Genomic DNA, 15,904 nt, shown 5'->3' with positions numbered 1-15,904 from the left:
TTCCCGGTGTCCCGGTTCCGGCTTTCGGTTCTCGGCCCGCGGACCGGCCGGTGGGCCGGGTCCGCGAAGCGGCGGCAGGCGTCGCGGGCCGGGCTGCGGCCTGTCGACGGCCGGCCCCGGGGCGGGCCGTCGATGCACCACCGCCCGGCCCGCAGGGCTCGGCCCGCGCCTCGGCGGGCCCCCGCGCCCGAGGGCCGCGGGGGCAGACCCCTCTCCCGTGCCGGAAGGGCGCGGCGGGAGAGTGTGCGGGCCGGGCGTCGCTCGGCCCCGACGGCGCGGCGAGACGACCGCCGTGAAGATCCTCTCCACCCTGATCACCGCGGACGTGGCTGGCGGGGAGTTTCCCCATGCGTGCCCGGCAGGCGCGCCGGCGCGGGCCGGGCGGGACGTTGCGGGCACGCCTCAGGCGGACCGCAGATAGTGGTCGAGGACGTCGACGCCGAAGTGGAGGGCCTCGACGGGGACGCGTTCGTCGACGCCGTGGAAGAGGGCCGCGTAGTCGAAGCCCTCGGGCAGCTTCAGCGGCGAGAATCCGTAGCCGGTGATGCCGAGGCGGGAGAACTGCTTGGCGTCGGTACCGCCCGCCATGCAGTACGGAACGACGTGCCCGTCGGGATCGAAGCGTTCGACCGCGGCCTTGAGCTTGGCGAAGGTCGGCGAGTCGACGGGCGCCTGCAGCGGCACCTCCCGGTGCTGGAACTCCCACTCCACGTCCGGGCCGGTGAGCCGGTCCAGCGTGGTGCGGAACTCCTCCTCGCCGCCCGGCAGCATCCGGCCGTCGATATGGGCGGTGGCATGCCCCGGAATGACGTTGATCTTGTATCCGGCGTCCAGCATCGTCGGATTGGCGCTGTTGCGAATGGTCGGCTCGACGAGCGCCGCGGCCCGGCCCAGCGCGGCGACCAGCGCGTCGGGGTCGAAGCCCTCGGCGTACGGATCGGCGTCGATACCGTGCAGCCGGGCCAGTTCGGCCAGGGCGGCACGGACGGTCGGGGTGAGCCGGACCGGCCATTCGTGCTCACCGATCCGGGCGACGGCCGCCGCGAGCCTGCTGACCGCATTGGAGCGGTTGACCTTGGAGCCGTGACCGGCCCGGCCGTGTGCGGTGAGCTTCAGCCAGGCGGTACCGCGCTCCCCGGCGCCGACCGGATACAGGGTCATGCCGTGGTCGGCGTGGAAGCTGAAGGCCCCGGACTCGCTGATGCCCTCCGTACAGCCCTCGAAGAGCCCCGCGTGCCGGTCGGCGAGGAAACCGGCACCGTCGACGGCGCTGGCCTCCTCGTCGGCGGTGAAGGCGATAACGATGTCACGGCGGGGCGTGACTCCGGCCCGTGCCCAGGCCCGGACCACGGCGAGGATCATCGCGTCCATGTTCTTCATGTCGACCGCGCCCCGGCCCCAGACGACACCGTCGCGGACCTCCCCGGAGAAGGGGTGCACGCTCCAGTCGGCGGCCTCGGCGGGGACGACGTCGAGATGGCCGTGGACCAGCAGCGCGTCGGCGGACGGATCGCTGCCCGCGATCCGGGCGACGACGTTGGTACGGCCGGGGACGCGCTCCAGCAGGACCGGTTCCAGCCCGGCGGCGGCGAGCCGCTCGGCCGCGTACTCGGCGGCGGGCCGCTCACGGCAGTCACCGCCGCCGCGGTTGGTGGTGTCGATGCGGATGAGGTCGGAGGTGAAGTCCACGACCTCGTCGTAGGCCACCTTGTCCACCGGGGACTCCCCGCCCCCGGCGGCCGCCCCCTCGGTGAAGTGCTGCTCAGCCATACTGCTCCTCCGTCGCGGCCGATACGACGGTCGTGACCGCCTTGAACGTCCGAATGGCTTCGTACATCGTCGGGCTGGTGTAGGCGACGCGGCGCGCCCCGCGCGGCCCGGTCGGCTCGACCCCGGGTACGACGGTGGCCGAGCCCGCCAGATGTTCGGCGTCGAACTCCAGCTCCACGGTGAAGGGTCCGGCGGCGGCCGGATCACGGCGGACGGCGAGCGCCGTGGCCTCCTTGGCGGCCGCTCGGATATCGGCGGCGGTCCTGGCCGGGGTACGGCAGATCGCCGCATACCGCGACACATAGTCCTTCACGGCCACCTTGCGGGCCTCGGGCGCGTACCCGTCGGCGTCCACGCAGGTCAGATCGTCGCCGGTGACGAGGACGACGGGGACGCCGTACTCGGCGACCACATGGGCGTTCAGCCAGCCCTCGCTGGCCAGGTCCCCGTTGAGCCGGACCTCGGTGATGGAGTTGGCCAGATACGTATGGGCGAGGACTCCCTCGGCGCCCGCTCCCGTGTGGTAGCCGATGAAGGCGATGCCGTCGACGTCGCCGTGCTGGACGCCCTCCACCATGGCGAGCGCCTTGTGGCGGCCGGTGAGCATCTGGACCCGCTCGTCGAGCTGTTCCAGGAGCAGGTTCCGCTGGGTCCAGTGGGCTTCGTTGACGAGGACCTCGTCGGCGCCGCCGTCGAAGAATCCGAGCGCCGCGGCGTTCACGTCCGAGGTGAACATCGACCGGCACCGCTCCCACTGGGGAGTGCCGGGCAGTACGTCCGCCGGCCAGGTCACTCCGGTGGCGCCTTCCATATCGGCGCTGATGAGGATCTTCATGGCTCAATCTAACCCCACGGGGTCAACCCCCCACGGGTCGTCCCCTCCGGGCGCGCCCCTCCGCCGCCGCGGGCCCGCCGCCCGGCCCGGTGTTCACCGCTCGCGGCCGACGACCAGCCACTTCGACGGCAGTTCGATACGGGAGCCGTCCGGTTCGTACTCCGTGGTCGTCAGCGGCAGCTCGCCCCCCGCGAACGCGGTCAGCCCGGCGGCCTCGAAGACATGGGCAACATCGGAGTCCGCGACGGCACCGGGCACGATGCCGTGCCGGAAGACGGGCTTCAGCTTGGGCGGCGGACCGTCGGGGAGCTGGGCGAGCCGGGCGAGGCGGCGGCCCGCCGTCTCGGCGAGTTCGACGACGAAGGCCCGTCCGCGGTCACCGACGAGGGCGGCGATACCGTCGGCGAGGGCCTGGCGGTCCTTCGGGTCGGTCTGGTGGAGCACCCCGCGCATGTACACGTTGCAGTCGCCGGTCTCGTCGCGGAGTGCCGCGACGGCCACCGGGTCGGTGGCGTCGAGCACCCCGAACCGTATGCTTCCGGCCGTGCCGCCGTCGGGCGGGGTCTCCCGGGCGGCCAGGGCCCGGTTCGCCAGCGCTATCGCGGAGGGCGACAGATCGACACCGACGACCGTCGGGAAGCGGCCGGCGAGACAGAAGCTCTGGGTGCCGTTGCCGCAGCCGAGGTCGACCAGGGGCAGACCGGGGACGTCGACCAGCGGTTCGTACAGGGCCAGGTGCAGACCGGAGGTGAGGGCTGGTTCGGCGTCCCACAGCACCTCGCCCGGCTCCTCGCCGGGCACCTCGCTCCAGAAGCCCTCCCAGGCATCCCGGTACCGGCTCGTCACGCTCATGAACGCTCCCCCATCCCCCGGGTCGACCGGTGGTCGGTCAGCCGGCCCGCGCCGGCGGCACTGGCGGCACTGATGGCACCGCGCCAAGATCGGTGTATCGCGCTCCGGTTGAACCGGCAAGCAGAAAGACAACACTTTTCGTACGTTTTTGACTGACCCCGATCGGCGGGTGCACCGTGGCCCGGCCCCGGTGCACCCGCCGCACTCCGGCCGTCGGCGTCTCAGCCGATCTGCCACTTCTGGTTCTTGCTGCCGTCACAGCTCTGCAGCTGGAGCCGGAAACCGGTCGAACCGCCGAGGTTCACCGGCTCGACACACTTGCCGGAATCCGCGTTCACCAGCGAACCGTCGGTCCGGAGCTCGAAGGTCTGGGACGGATCGGACGAGCAGTCGGCGATCCGGACGGGCGTCCCGTCGGTCTTCGCGCCTCCGGACACCTCCATGCACGTCTTCTTCTGGTAGAGCGTCCACACCTTGCCGTCCGGGCGGAACTCGAACCGCTGGCGCGCCTTGCCGGAGCAGGCGTCGAGCCGCAGGGGCGTGCCGTCGGTGACCTCGGCGCCGACGATGTCCATGCAGCGGTTCACGGCGAAGCCCATGACCGGGCCCTTGACCTTGCCGTCGTCGAGCTTCGGGGGGCGGGGGATCTCCGCGCCGCCTCCCTTCGCCGGGCCCTGCGGGGCCTTCTCGGTCCCCGGCTTCTTCGCCTTGCCCCCGCCGCTCGCGGGCGGCTGTCCGTCCGCAGCGCCGGAGCCGCTCGCCGAACCGGAGTTCGATCCGGGGTTCGATCCGGAGCCGCCCGTCCCGGAGCCGGACCCCGCGCCCGACGACGTACCGGATGTCCGGCCCGGTGTGCCTTCGCCGCCGGTCGTGCCGGAGCCCTCACCGCCCCCTGCCGATGCGTCGCCCTTCTCCCTGTCCTCCGCGGTGACGCCGTCGGCCGGACCGCCGTCTCCCGACGCACCGCTTTCCCCGGCGGCGGCGGTGCTCTCCGTCGCCTCGGAGCCGGATCCCGGCTTGTTCATCAGCGGGATCGTCACCAGCACGAGTCCCGTCACCGCGGCTGCGGCGGCGATGGCGATCCACCCCCGCTTTCCCGGCTTCAGGCTGCGCCGGGACTCCGACGGATCCGCGCCGACGAGCGGGGCGAGTTCGTCCGGACCCGCGTCCCCCGCCGGAGGAACCGGCGGCGCTCCGAACCCCTGCGGTGTCTCGAACGGTTCCGCAGGATCGAGGCGTTCCGAAGGCTGGAAGCGCTGCGAGGGCTTGAACGGCTTCGCCGGCTTGAACGGCTCGAAGGGCTCGGACGCATCGGACGGTCCGGACGGTTCGGACGATCGGTTGTCGGGCTCGGGCGGCACATCAACTCCGTTGGGGGTACGACTGCGGTGACACGTGACGGCGGAGCGGCGGCCCGGCCCGTCCGCACGGCTACGCGTCCCGGACCGGCCTCGCCACCGTGGCATGCCCGGAAACCACCGCCGGGCGCGCGGGTGAAACGAGTGACACCGGCTCACATCCGTTTCCTAGGATGCGATTTCGCGCCCCGAGGATCCGTCTCCGGGTGTGAGGTTCGTATCCGTGATCCCGCAGTGACCCGGGACGGCCCGCGCCCGGCCCCATGCCGGACTTCCGGCTCGGGTCACTGGCGGAGACCGGTCTCGAACCAGACCGTCTTCCCGTCGCGGGTCCGTCCGGTGCCCCACTCCCGGGCCAGCGAACTGACCACCCGGAGCCCCCGCCCCGACTCGTCATCGGGGCCGGTGTCCCGCAGGACCGGCAGGGCGTGGTCCTCGTCGGAGAGTTCGCACAGCAGGGTCTGCGCCCGCACCAGCCTCAGTTCGGCACGGCGTCCGGAGGCGTGCTGCACCGCGTTCGCGACGATCTCGCCGACCAGCAGTTCCACCGTGCCGCTGATGGTGTCGAGGCCCCAGTGGCGCAACTGGCCCCGGACCAGCCGGCGGGCCCTGGCCGCCTCACGGGGTTCCAGCGACAGCTCCCAGACGGCGACCGACTCGTCGGGGATGCCGTTGAGCCGGGCCATCAGCAGGGCCACGTCGTCCTTGCGTCCGCCCCGGGTGTTCAGGGCGCGGATGATGGTGTCGCAGGCGTCGTCCATCGACGCGGCGGGGTGGGCGGCGGACTCGCAGAGGGTGGCGAGCCCGACCCCGATGTCCTCGCCGCGCATCTCGACCAGCCCGTCGGTGCACATGACGAGCCGGTCGCCGGGGGCCACCCGGATCCGGCGGCTCTCGAAGGGCACGCCGCCGACGCCGATGGGGGCGCCGGTCGGCAGGTCGAGCAGTTCGCTGCGGCCGTCGGCGGCCCGGACCAGCACCGGCGGCACATGTCCGGCGTTGGCGATGACCAGTTCGTGGCCGATGGGGTCGTAGACCGCGTAGAGGCAGGTGGCGAGGTAGTTCTCGCCGAGTCGCTGGGCGAGGTCGTCGAGATTGCGCAGCAGTTGCGCGGGCGGCACGTCGAGGGCCGCCATGGTCTGTACGGCGGTGCGCAGCTGGCCCATCATGGCGGCCGAGTTCAGCCCGTGGCCCATCACGTCGCCGACGACCAGGGCGACCCGGGAGCCGGGGAGTTTGACCGAGTCGAACCAGTCCCCGCCGACCCGGCCGAGCAGGGTGCCCGGCAGATAGCGGGTGGCGGTGTCGCAGCCCGCCATCCGCGCGGGGACCTGCGGCAGCATGGAGTCCTGGAGGGTCTCGGCGACGTTCTCCTGGTACGTGTACATCCGGGCGTTGTCGAGGACGAGACCGGCCCGGGCGGCGAGTTCGGCGCCGGTCACCCGGTCCATGTCGTTGAACTCGTCCCGCTCGGGATGGCGGAGCAGGATCATGAAGCCGAGCACCACGTTCCGTGCCTTGAGCGGTACCACCAGCATGGACCGGCCGTTGATCAGCGGCCGGATGTCCCGTTTCTCGAACTGGGAGGCGATGGCGGTGCCCAGCTGCTCGCTGATCCGCGGCACCAGGACGGGGTCGCCGGTGGTCATGCACCGGAAGAACGGGGTGTGTTCGGGGAACGGCATGGACTCCCCGACCGGAATGACGTCGTCCCAGCGGCCGGGTTCGTCGACGTGTTCGACGGCGACGCGGTGCCACATCGTCATGGCGTCGGGCGGCCCGTCGGGGAAGCCCTCGCCCGCGACGACCTGCTCGCGCAGATAGGTGCCCGCGACATCGGTGAAGCGGGGGACGACGGCGGCGCTGACCTCGTGGATCGTCCGGGTCAGGTCGAGGGAGGAGCCGATGCGCCCGCTGACCTCGTTGAGGAATTCGAGGCGTTCGCGTACGGCGGCGTACTCCAGGTCCTCGGCGAGATCGGCCCTGGCCTCGTCGTCCAGGGTGTGCCCGGCGGCGGCAGCGTCCTCCGCGGCCCGGCGCCGCGCCCGGCGTTCGGTGCGGCGGGGCACTCCCCAGTCGGCGGTGACGGGCACCCGGTCGTGGTGGCTGAACTCCAGTACCGGATAGCCGAGTTCGAGGATCTGGGAGACGATCCGGGTGGCCTCGGTGACACTCATGCTCGGGAGGATCTCGGGCAGTCTCCGGGCGAGTTCGTCGGCGCCGGGGAAGTCGGTGTGGAGGGCGAAGGCGGGGGTGATGCGTTCGACGCCGTCCGCGGCGGTCCGGGCGGCCGGGTCCCCGCCCCGAGCGCCCCCGGTGAACTGGGCGGCACCGGCCGCCAGGACGATCAGCTTCTCCGGGCCCGGGCCGACCATGGGGTAGGCCCACCACAGCACGTCGATCCGGTCCCGGCCGGGTTCGGAGAGCCGGGCCCGGCCCGCGGACGGGTAGGAGCTGCGGCCGGTGAGGGAGGCATGGAGCCCGGGTCCCGCGAAGTCCTCGGCGCCGCCCGGCTCACCCGGACCGTCGAGCCCGTCGTCCTCCGCTCCGTACGGATGCTCCGTCAGCGCACCGGAGACGGGGAGTAAATCGGTCGCGGCCCGGCCGACCGCCTCCTCCCGCCCGGGGCCGAACAGCCGTCGCGCACCGGTCGACCAATGGGACACCAGGCCGTCACCGTCCACGACGACCACGGCCAGCGGAATCCGGCCGTCCACGGCGTGCTGCCGCGGCACTCTCGGCGGAACACCACGGTCCATGGGTGGGAGGCTCCTTCCGCGCCGCGGGGCTACGCGGCCTGTGACCACCGTACGGCGCACGGCACTCCGTGCGGGGCGCAACGGCCGAATCGGTCGTGCGCCCGCGCGAATCCGGCGTACGGGGCCCTCTTGCGCGAACCGGTGCCGGGAGTCGCGGCCCGGACACACCCGTGCCGCCGAGCCGGCACGGCACGGCGGCAGAGTGGCATCAGTCCGCGTGGCCCAGCTGGAGATCGCGTTCGGTCCGGCCGCCGCCCGCGACCTGGAGCACCGTCGCGACCGGCGGATACCCGGCGGCGATCACCGTGTACTCGCCCGACGACAGGTCGACGAACCGGAAGGTGCCGTCGGCTCCGGTGGTGAGGGTGTCGACCACGTTCCCGGCGGCGTCCAGCAGCGTCACCCGGGCCTCCTCGACGGGCCGGCCGCCCCCGGCGCGCACGGTGCCGCGCAGCACCGCGCCCCCGGCCAGTTCGATGTCCTGCCGGGTCTCGCGGGAGGCCTGCACGCTCACCGCGAGCGCCGTGGGCCGGAAGGCCGGGGCGCTGGCGGCCAGGGTGTACTCCCCGGCGACCAGTTCGCCCATCACATAGCCCCCCTCGCGTCCGCTGCGAGCCGTGGCGACGACGTCCCCGCGGACATCGGTGAGGGTGACGGTGGCGTCCCGTACCGGAATGCCGTCGGCGGTGCACACCGAGCCCGCGAGCCGTCCGGCACCGCCGAGCACGACGTCGAGTTCGACGGGCCGCTCCCCGACGGTGACGGTCACGGCCTGCGGCTGGTGGCCCCCGGCCGCCGCGATCATGACGTACGAGCCGGGCCCGGGGACGCTCAGGGCGTAGCGCCCGTCGTCACCGCTGGCGCCGCGCCCGATCTGCTGCCCCCGGACGTCGATGAGGGTGAGGGCGGCGCGGGGCACGCTCGTACCGTCGTAGTGCTGCACGGTCCCGCAGACCGGGACTCCGAAGGGAGCCGGCTGCGCCACGGCGCTGCGGGCCGGTGGCACGGATGCGACAGCGGCGTCGTACGGGTCGGACCGCTCGTACCGCTCGTACGGAAGGCTCTCGGTGGTCTCGGCGAGGGGCACGTTCTGGGACACCAGGGGTTTCTCCTTGAGGAAGCAGGCGATCAGGAGGCCGAGCAGCAGGACGGGCACCAGATAGAGGAAGATCCGCGGCATCGCCTCGGCATAGGCGGCGATGTACGCGTCCCGGACCTCGGGCGGCAGTCCGTGGACCAGTTCGGGAGTGACCGATTCGGGGTCGATTCCGGCCGGGAGCCCGGTGGCGCCGGGCAGCTTGTCGGCGAGGGCTTCGGTGAGCCGCTGCGCGAACAGGGTTCCGAAGACGGCGGCGCCTACGCTGCCGCCGATCTGCCGGAAGTAGGTGTTGGCGCTGGTCGCGGTGCCGAGGTCGGCGGGGCGTACCGAGTTCTGGACGGCCAGGATCAGCACCGGCAGCACCAGTCCGACGCCGGTGCCGAGGACGGCCTGCCAGATGCCGTACTCCCAGCGGGGGGTGTCGGTGTCGAGCCGGGAGAGGAGCCACATGCCGACGGCGGCGACCAGCGAGCCGATGACGGGGTGGGAGCGGTAGCGGCCGGTGCGGCTGATGAGCTGTCCGGAGACGATGGACGCGATGACGATGCCGCCCATCATGGGCAGCATCAGCAGCCCGGACTCGGTGGCGGACGCCCCGTCGACCATCTGGAGGAAGGTCGGCAGATAGCTGCCGGCGCCGAAGAGCGCGATGCCCGCGGCGGCGCCGACGAGCCCGGTGATGTTGAAGACGGAGTCGCGGAACAGGCGGAGCGGGATGATCGGTTCGGGGGCGTACGCCTCGACGACGAGGAAGAGCAGAGTCGTTACGGCGGCTCCGGCGGCCAGTCCGATGATGGTGACCGAGTCCCAGGCGTGTTCCGTGCCGCCCCAGCTCGTCAGGAGGACGAGGCAGGTGGAGGCGGCGGCGAGCAGCAGGGTGCCGAGGATGTCCAGCCTGCCGCGCCGGTCGGGCCGCGGCAGTTTCAGTACGGCGCTGACGACCAGCAGGGTGGCGATGCCGAAGGGGACGTTGAAGTAGAAGCACCAGCGCCAGGAGACATGGTCGGTGAAGAAGCCGCCGAGGAGTGGTCCGGCGACGGAGGCGAGTCCGAAGGCGGCGCCGATGAGGCCCATGAAGCGGCCGCGGTCCCGGGCCGGGACGATATCCGCGATGATCGCCTGGACCCCGATGATCAGTCCGCCCGCGCCGATGCCCTGGAGGGCGCGGAAGGCGATGAGCTGGTCCATGGAGCGGGACCAGCCCGCGAGGGCGGAGCCGATGACGAAGACGACGATGGCGAACTGGAAGACGCCCTTGCGGCCGTAGAGGTCACCGAGCTTTCCGTAGACGGGCAGGGTGATCGTCGAGGTCAGCAGATAGGCGGTGATGGCCCAGGACATCCGGTCCAGGCCGTGGAGTTCGCCGACGATCTTCGGCAGCGCGGTGGCGACGATCATCTGCTCCAGGGCGGCGAGGAGCAGCGCCAGGAGCAGCCCGAAGAAGACCAGGCGGACCCGGCGGGGGCCGAGCGCGGTGCCGGGCCCGGGACCGGGCGGGGGCGCGGGGGGTCCGGGCGGTTCGGGCTCGCCGGGGACCGGTGGCGCGGCCTGCTCGCCCTTCACCAGAGTGCTGCCGCCCACGTGTCCGCTCCCCTCGATCAACGCCTTGCGCGGCCGTCAGTCTGCGGGGTCGCGGCAGGGGGAATGGGGCGGGCGGATCGTGCCGGGACGGGTCGGGGCCGTGGGGTCCGCGGTCGGGCCGGGGCGCACGTCGGGCGCTCATCAGCGGCTTTCTCCCGGGGCCGGGGTGCGCGGGGCGCACCGGCCGCCCGCCCCGGAAACCACCCGATCCGGTGACGGCCGCGGCGCGGGGCCGGGCGGGTGACGGCCGTGGCGCGGAGCCGCGACGGCCGAACGGCGGAGGGCCTCCGGGGACCACCGCCGCGGCTGCCGGGCCCGGGCCTCGGTGTCCGTCGTGCGGTTCACCGCCCGGGCGTGTGTGCGGGCACACGGCGGCCCGCACCGGTCGCCGGCGACGGGCTGCGGAATCCGGTCCGTGCCGTTTCGTCACCCTGGCGTGCCGTCCGTCATCGGGACGGGGCCCTGCGGAGAGTGGCGCCCGGCGGCACGCTGCCGACGGGGCCCGCGGCCCCCGTTGACCGGGCGGGTACGCCCCGAGGCCCCGCCCGGAAGCACGGCGCGGGCGCGCCGCCGCCGGGGTCAGGCCTTCTCGACCTCCGCCGCGAGCCGGGCCAGCACGCCGTCGTAGATGCGGGCGAGGCCCTTGGGGGCGAAGGTGCGCTCGAAGAAGCCGCCGATACCGCCCGCGCCGTTCCAGACCGTGACCACCACGGCCTTGGACTTCCCCTCGCCCGCGGGGGTGACGGTCCAGGTGGTCACCATGGACGAGTTGCGGTCCTTCTCGACGAGCTGACCGTCCGTGGGCTCGGTGACCTCCAGCAGACAGTCGCGGACGCGCTTGCTGGTGGCCTGGAGCCGCCAGTGGACCAGGGTTCCCTCGCCGTCGCCGCCCTCCCGGACCTCGTATTCGCTGAAGTGCTCGGTCAGCAGCTTCCCCCGGCTGTTCTCGTAGTCGGCCAGGGTGTCGAAAACGTCCTCTGCCTTCGCCGCGATGATGCGTTCCGTCGTGGCCTCGACCTGCGCCATTGCCGTTCCTCCAGCATTCGGTTGTTCGGGGGTGGCGCTAGCCAACCACCTCGTCCGCACGGGCCCAAATCCGGGGGGCGGCAGACGGCACACTGCCCCGGGCGCGGCGGCCGCTCCGGAGCGGCCCCACGGCGATCATGGGAACACTTGTTCTATTGTGTGTTTCGAGCACCGCCGAGGAGGCCGACCATGCGCTGGGACCATCTGGCCGACGACACCAACCCCGCCCGGGGCACCGCGAACCCCGCCCTGTTCGGTACGGAAGCGGTGACCACCCGGACCTTCGACACGCCGGAGTTCAGAGGCATCACCTTCCACGAGGTACGGGCGCGTTCGATCGTCAACCAGGTGCCCGGAGCCTCCCGGATGCCGTTCGAATGGACGGTCAATCCCTATCGGGGGTGCACCCACGCCTGCGTGTACTGCTTTGCCCGGAAAACACATAGTTATCTGGACCTGGACACCGGGCTCGGCTTCGACTCCCAGATCGTGGTCAAGATCAACGCCCCGGAGCTGCTCCGCAGACAGCTCGGCTCCCGGCAGTGGCACGGCGCGCATATCGCGATGGGCACCAATGTGGATTGTTACCAACGAGCGGAGGGACGCTACCGGCTCATGCCCGGCATCATCGCGGCCCTGCGCGACCACGCCAACCCCTTCTCCATCCTCACCAAGGGCACCCTGATCCTCCGTGATCTGGAGCTGCTGCGGCAGGCCGCCGAGGTCACGGAGGTCGGTATCTCCGTCTCCGTCGGCTTCCTCGACGACGAGCTGTGGCGCACGGTCGAACCCGGCACCCCCTCGCCCGAACGCCGGCTCGACGTCGTACGGACCCTCGGCGACCACGGCATCGGCTGCGGAGTGCTGATGGCGCCGGTGATTCCCTTCCTCGGCGACCGCCCCGAGCAGCTGCGCGCCACCGTGCGGGCGATCGCCGCCGCCGGGGCGACCTCGGTGACCCCGCTCGTCCTGCATCTGCGGCCCGGCGCCCGCGAATGGTTCATGCAGTGGCTGGCCGAACACCATCCACGGCTGGTCCCGCGCTATGAGCGGATGTACGCGGCCGGGGCCTACGCCCCCACCTGGTACCAGCGGCGGATCACCCGCCAGGTGCACGAACTGGCGGCGGAGTTCGGCATCGGCCCCGCGGACCGGGGGGCGCCCCGGCGCATCGCCCTCCCCGAGCCCGCGCCCGCCGTGGCAGCGGCCGCCGGACCGACCCAGCTGACCTTCCTGTGAGATCACCGCAGGAGGTGGCCGGGATCCTCAAGGAGGAGCGCTACGAGCGGGCGGGCTTCCTCCAGGACGGCGGCGAGGCACCGTCCGCGGTGGGCGGCGCGGAAGTGCCGGACGTGGGGTACGCCCGCGGGCCCGGCCCCGCAGAGCCCCCGTGGCCCTCGGCGCCGGGGCCCTCGGACACGGCGTCCGCTCCGGAGCCCGCGGCGGTCCAGCGGCGGGCCCCGGTGTCGTACTCGTACACCGGCCGCCCCGCGATCGCGCTCGTACGGAAGGGGCGGCCGCCGTCGTCGATCCGGACCACGCCCCGGCGGCCGCCGCTGCTCCACTCCAGCTCCAGGTACCAGTCGCAGTCGCACCGCGCGGCGTTCGCGGTGACCAGCAGCACCTCGGGGTCGCGCAGCGACACCCGGTAGGGGAACGAAACCGCCGGGATCGGACCGTTCTCGCCGTACCCGGCGACGGAGCGGGCCACCGGGCGCCGCCGGTCGAGGTCCACCTCGAAGGCGCGGGGGGTGAGCACTCCGCCGCAGCCCTGGTCCATCCGGTAGACGCCGCCCGTGGCGGGAGGTTCGCGCCGGGCCGCGGTCCGCACCTGGAGACCGTGGAGGACGACCGCCTCCTCCCGGGTGCCCTGCACGGTGATCCGCACCCGGGTCTCCCTGCCGTGGACCGCGCCGAGGGCGCCCGCCCAGGCCGGGGCGTCGGCCTCGACGGGCGGCGGAGGCACGGCGGACGGCTCCCGGGCCACCAGATACTCGTGGCCGCAGCCGTACGCCCACTGATGGCCGTCGGCGTCGACGGTGAAGGGGGCTCCGGCCACCGGGGTCGCCGCGGGGGGCGCCGCGCCCGTGACACCGCGCGGCGAACGGACGGAAGCGGTGGGCGGGGTGCCGGCCGGACGCGACGGTCCGGCGCCCGTGGAAGCCGAAGGACGCGCCGAGGGACGGCCGGGCGGCGCCCCACCGTCCCGTCCGCCCACCTGCTCGCCCCGCCCGACGGGTTCGCCGCCCTCCGGGGATGCCGTGGCCGCGGGGCGCTCCGGGGGCTTCCCGTAGGCGACGAGTCCGAGGACCAGAGCGGCGGCGAGCGCCACGACACCCGCGGCGAGCGCGGACCGCCCGGCGGGCGACGTGACGGCCCGCCCCGGACGGCGCCGGACGCGGGCGAGGATGACCGTCCCGGCGGCCTCGGCCGCACCACCGGAGCCCTTGCCGTCCGCACCCCCGCTGCCGGGGCCGGGAGCCGGGGCGGCACGGTCCTCCGGGGCTGCCGGGCCCGTCGCGCGGGCCGCCGACTCCTGCCGGAGGGTGCGTTCCGCGTCCGCGAGCACCCAGGCCCGGTGGAGGGCGACGACCTCGTCCCCCGTACAGCCGCAGAACCGGGCGAGCCGTTCCACCGGGGCGAACTCCGCGGGGACCGTGGCGCCCGAACAGTAGCGGTGCAGAGTGGAAGCGCTCACTCCGATGCGGCGTGCCAGGGAGCCGTAACTCCGGCCAGACCCCTCGCGGAGCTCGCACAGCCGCCGGGCGAACGCCCCGGCGGCCGAGCCCTCCGCATCCCGCTCCGTGCTCACGACCGCCTCCGCTTCCACCCCGCCGCGCCGTCCGGGGCGGCATTCCACCCCCCTGTGTTCTCCCACGTCAACGGGGGTGGAATGGTTCCACCGTCCCAGGGGCGCCCGGAGGCCTTGTGGCCGTACCGCCGCACTCCCGAAGCTGGTCACGGCTGCTCAGCCGATCTGCACCGACCGAGCAAACGGGGACTGTTCACATGACTCAGCCGAAGATGCTCCGCTCCGCCGCGGTGACCACCGCGGCCCTGGGCTTCACGTTCACCGCCCTGTCGTGGGCCAGCGCCGCTCCCGCCCCGGCGTTCCTGTCCGCCTCCCAGCTGCCGCCCGCGCCCACCCCGTGGACCGCGGGACCGGTCACCCCGGGGCTGCCGGACGACTTCTGCACCGGCGCCACCGCACCGCGCGCGGCAAGCAAGCACAAGCTGTTCCACACCGAACTCGACACCGGCGCCCGTCAGACGAACACGGTCGCCGCCAGCGAGGCGAAGGCCAAGCAGCTCGTCACCAACCTCCGCAAGCAGATCGCGAACTGCTTCGACCGGATGCGCGCCCAGAACCCCGCTCTGGTCGGCACGAGCGTCTACCACGGCGCCCTGTCGGTCGAGGAGGGCGCCTATGTCTACGGCATCGACACCGAGGACCCGGTGGGCGGTACGAACGACGCGGCGCTGTACGCGGTGGGGCGCGACGGGCGGACGGTCACCGTGGTGGCATGGGGGCAGCTCGGGGACGTGTCCGCAGCGGCGGTGACCGCGTTCCGGACGACCACGGTCACCGCCGTCACCAAGCTGCACTGACCCGCGGGCCGCCCCGGAACGGCCGCCGGGTCAGCGCCCGGCGGCGTCCGCGAGCACCGCCGCCAGCCGCGCCCGGCATTCGGCGACGAACGCGGGATAGGTGCGGAGGTAGTACGGGATCCCGTTCACCGCCACCGCGATCGCCCAGGCACGGGCGCGGCTCCAGGTCGCGTCGGAGAGGTCCGCCGCATCCCAGTAGGCCTGCCGGGCCTGCGGAGGCAGATCCCAGACGGCGGCGTGTTCGGCGTCGGGCAGGCCGACCGAGAGCCCGCCGAAGTCGATCACGGCGTGCAGCCGCCCGTCCCGGACCAGCAGATTGCCCGGCTTCAGATCGCCGTGGAGCCACCCCCGGGGTCCGCCGGCCCGGGGCAGGGCGAGCCCGGCCCGCCAGAGCCGCTCCAGGGTGTCGATGTCCAGCCCGCCGCCGTCGACGGCCCGCAGGGCGGCGAACGCCTGGTCGACCCGGGGGGCGAAGGGCTCCAGGTCCCCGCCCCGGTATCCGGCGAGGTCACCGGTGCGCTCCGCGCCCATGAGCCCGGTGCCGTGCAGCTCGCGGACGAAGGCCGCCAGATCGGCGCCGAGGGCCGGCCAGTCCCGGACGGTATCCGGGCCGACGGTGTCACCGTCGATCCACCGGTGCACCGACCAGACCGCGGGACAGGCGCCCTCCGGCACTCCGGCGTGGACGAGTTCGGGGATCCGGACGCTCCGCAGCAGGGGCGCCAGACGCGGCAGCCACGTCTGCTCCTTCCGTACGGAATCCCCGTGCTCCACGGTCCGCGGCAGCCGGACGACAAGCTCCCCGCCCAGCCGGTACATGGTGTTGTCCGTTCCGGCGCCCGCGGGCGACAGCGGCAGACCGGCCCACTGCGGGCACTGCGCCGCCAGCAGGGACCGGACGAACGGGGCGTCGACGGGGATCTCGTGGTCGTGGAGGGTCATTCCGGCAGTCTCACCACAGGACCGGCGGGACACCAACGACTTTCCGGGCCGCGGGGCCCCGGTGCGGGCGGCA

The 15,904-nt window shown here is 73.3% G+C and carries 11 protein-coding genes; 2 read left to right on the top strand and 9 right to left on the bottom strand.

What is annotated here, in order from left to right; translation table 11 throughout:
- Positions 1-402: 402 nt before the first annotated feature.
- The 7 genes from B7R87_RS28425 to B7R87_RS28395 form a co-directional block, all read right to left on the bottom strand.
- On the bottom strand, positions 403-1,770 hold the full coding sequence (locus B7R87_RS28425) for a M20/M25/M40 family metallo-hydrolase (protein WP_006345570.1): 1,368 nt from the start codon (positions 1,768-1,770) through the stop codon (positions 403-405).
- A complete protein-coding gene (locus tag B7R87_RS28420) occupies positions 1,763-2,605 on the bottom strand; it encodes a M55 family metallopeptidase (RefSeq protein ID WP_006345571.1) in 843 nt (280 codons plus the stop codon). Before B7R87_RS28420 ends, B7R87_RS28425 begins: the two co-directional genes overlap by 8 nt.
- Positions 2,606-2,698: 93 nt before the next feature.
- Complete coding sequence (locus B7R87_RS28415; protein ID WP_006345572.1) at positions 2,699-3,457, bottom strand: class I SAM-dependent methyltransferase; 759 nt, start codon at positions 3,455-3,457, stop codon at positions 2,699-2,701.
- A 221-nt stretch (positions 3,458-3,678) separates the two neighbouring features.
- A complete protein-coding gene (locus tag B7R87_RS28410; RefSeq protein ID WP_006345573.1) occupies positions 3,679-4,818 on the bottom strand; it encodes an RICIN domain-containing protein in 1,140 nt (379 codons plus the stop codon).
- 281 nt (positions 4,819-5,099) lie between these two features.
- A complete protein-coding gene (locus B7R87_RS28405) occupies positions 5,100-7,574 on the bottom strand; it encodes an ATP-binding SpoIIE family protein phosphatase (protein WP_040913410.1) in 2,475 nt (824 codons plus the stop codon).
- Positions 7,575-7,782: 208 nt separating this feature from the next.
- The gene (locus B7R87_RS28400) at positions 7,783-10,254 is read right to left on the bottom strand and encodes an MFS transporter (RefSeq protein ID WP_187144523.1); all 2,472 of its coding nucleotides are present in this window, start codon (positions 10,252-10,254) and stop codon (positions 7,783-7,785) included.
- 579 nt (positions 10,255-10,833) lie between these two features.
- A complete protein-coding gene (locus B7R87_RS28395; RefSeq protein WP_006345576.1) occupies positions 10,834-11,280 on the bottom strand; it encodes an SRPBCC family protein in 447 nt (148 codons plus the stop codon).
- Positions 11,281-11,469: 189 nt separating this feature from the next.
- Between B7R87_RS28395 and B7R87_RS28390 the strand changes: the two genes are divergently transcribed.
- On the top strand, positions 11,470-12,519 hold the full coding sequence (locus B7R87_RS28390) for an Rv2578c family radical SAM protein (RefSeq protein ID WP_006345577.1): 1,050 nt from the start codon (positions 11,470-11,472) through the stop codon (positions 12,517-12,519).
- A gap of 40 nt (positions 12,520-12,559) precedes the next feature.
- On the opposite strand, the gene B7R87_RS28385 is transcribed toward B7R87_RS28390, so the two are convergent.
- Positions 12,560-14,092 carry a helix-turn-helix domain-containing protein gene (locus tag B7R87_RS28385; RefSeq protein ID WP_130584718.1) on the bottom strand — a complete coding sequence of 511 codons (1,533 nt, stop codon included), beginning with the start codon at positions 14,090-14,092 and terminating at the stop codon, positions 12,560-12,562.
- 197 nt (positions 14,093-14,289) lie between these two features.
- On the opposite strand from B7R87_RS28385, the gene B7R87_RS28380 reads away from it, so the two are divergent.
- The gene (locus tag B7R87_RS28380; protein WP_006345580.1) at positions 14,290-14,889 is read left to right on the top strand and encodes a hypothetical protein; all 600 of its coding nucleotides are present in this window, start codon (positions 14,290-14,292) and stop codon (positions 14,887-14,889) included.
- 30 nt (positions 14,890-14,919) lie between these two features.
- Here the strand turns inward: B7R87_RS28380 and B7R87_RS28375 are convergent, their stop codons facing one another.
- Positions 14,920-15,831 (bottom strand): aminoglycoside phosphotransferase family protein, encoded by a 912-nt coding sequence (locus B7R87_RS28375; RefSeq protein ID WP_006345581.1) that lies wholly within the window; start codon positions 15,829-15,831, stop codon positions 14,920-14,922.
- Between the last annotated feature and the right edge of the window lie 73 nt (positions 15,832-15,904).

Source organism: Streptomyces tsukubensis (genome assembly GCF_003932715.1).
Lineage (GTDB): Bacteria > Actinomycetota > Actinomycetes > Streptomycetales > Streptomycetaceae > Streptomyces > Streptomyces tsukubensis.
Note: the sequence above shows the minus strand (reverse complement) of the source record. Positions and strands in the feature narration are given on the sequence as shown.

Excerpts from the sequence above, each read along its gene's own strand:
- B7R87_RS28405 (WP_040913410.1), bottom strand. The coding sequence starts at position 7,574 with ATGGACCGTGGTGTTCCGCCGAGAGTGCCGCGGCAGCACGCCGTGGAC.
- B7R87_RS28375 (WP_006345581.1), bottom strand. The coding sequence starts at position 15,831 with ATGACCCTCCACGACCACGAGATCCCCGTCGACGCCCCGTTCGTCCGG.
- B7R87_RS28415 (WP_006345572.1), bottom strand. The coding sequence starts at position 3,457 with ATGAGCGTGACGAGCCGGTACCGGGATGCCTGGGAGGGCTTCTGGAGC.
- B7R87_RS28425 (WP_006345570.1), bottom strand. The coding sequence starts at position 1,770 with ATGGCTGAGCAGCACTTCACCGAGGGGGCGGCCGCCGGGGGCGGGGAG.
- B7R87_RS28380 (WP_006345580.1), top strand. The coding sequence starts at position 14,290 with ATGACTCAGCCGAAGATGCTCCGCTCCGCCGCGGTGACCACCGCGGCC.
- B7R87_RS28395 (WP_006345576.1), bottom strand. The coding sequence starts at position 11,280 with ATGGCGCAGGTCGAGGCCACGACGGAACGCATCATCGCGGCGAAGGCA.
- B7R87_RS28420 (WP_006345571.1), bottom strand. The coding sequence starts at position 2,605 with ATGAAGATCCTCATCAGCGCCGATATGGAAGGCGCCACCGGAGTGACC.
- B7R87_RS28390 (WP_006345577.1), top strand. The coding sequence starts at position 11,470 with ATGCGCTGGGACCATCTGGCCGACGACACCAACCCCGCCCGGGGCACC.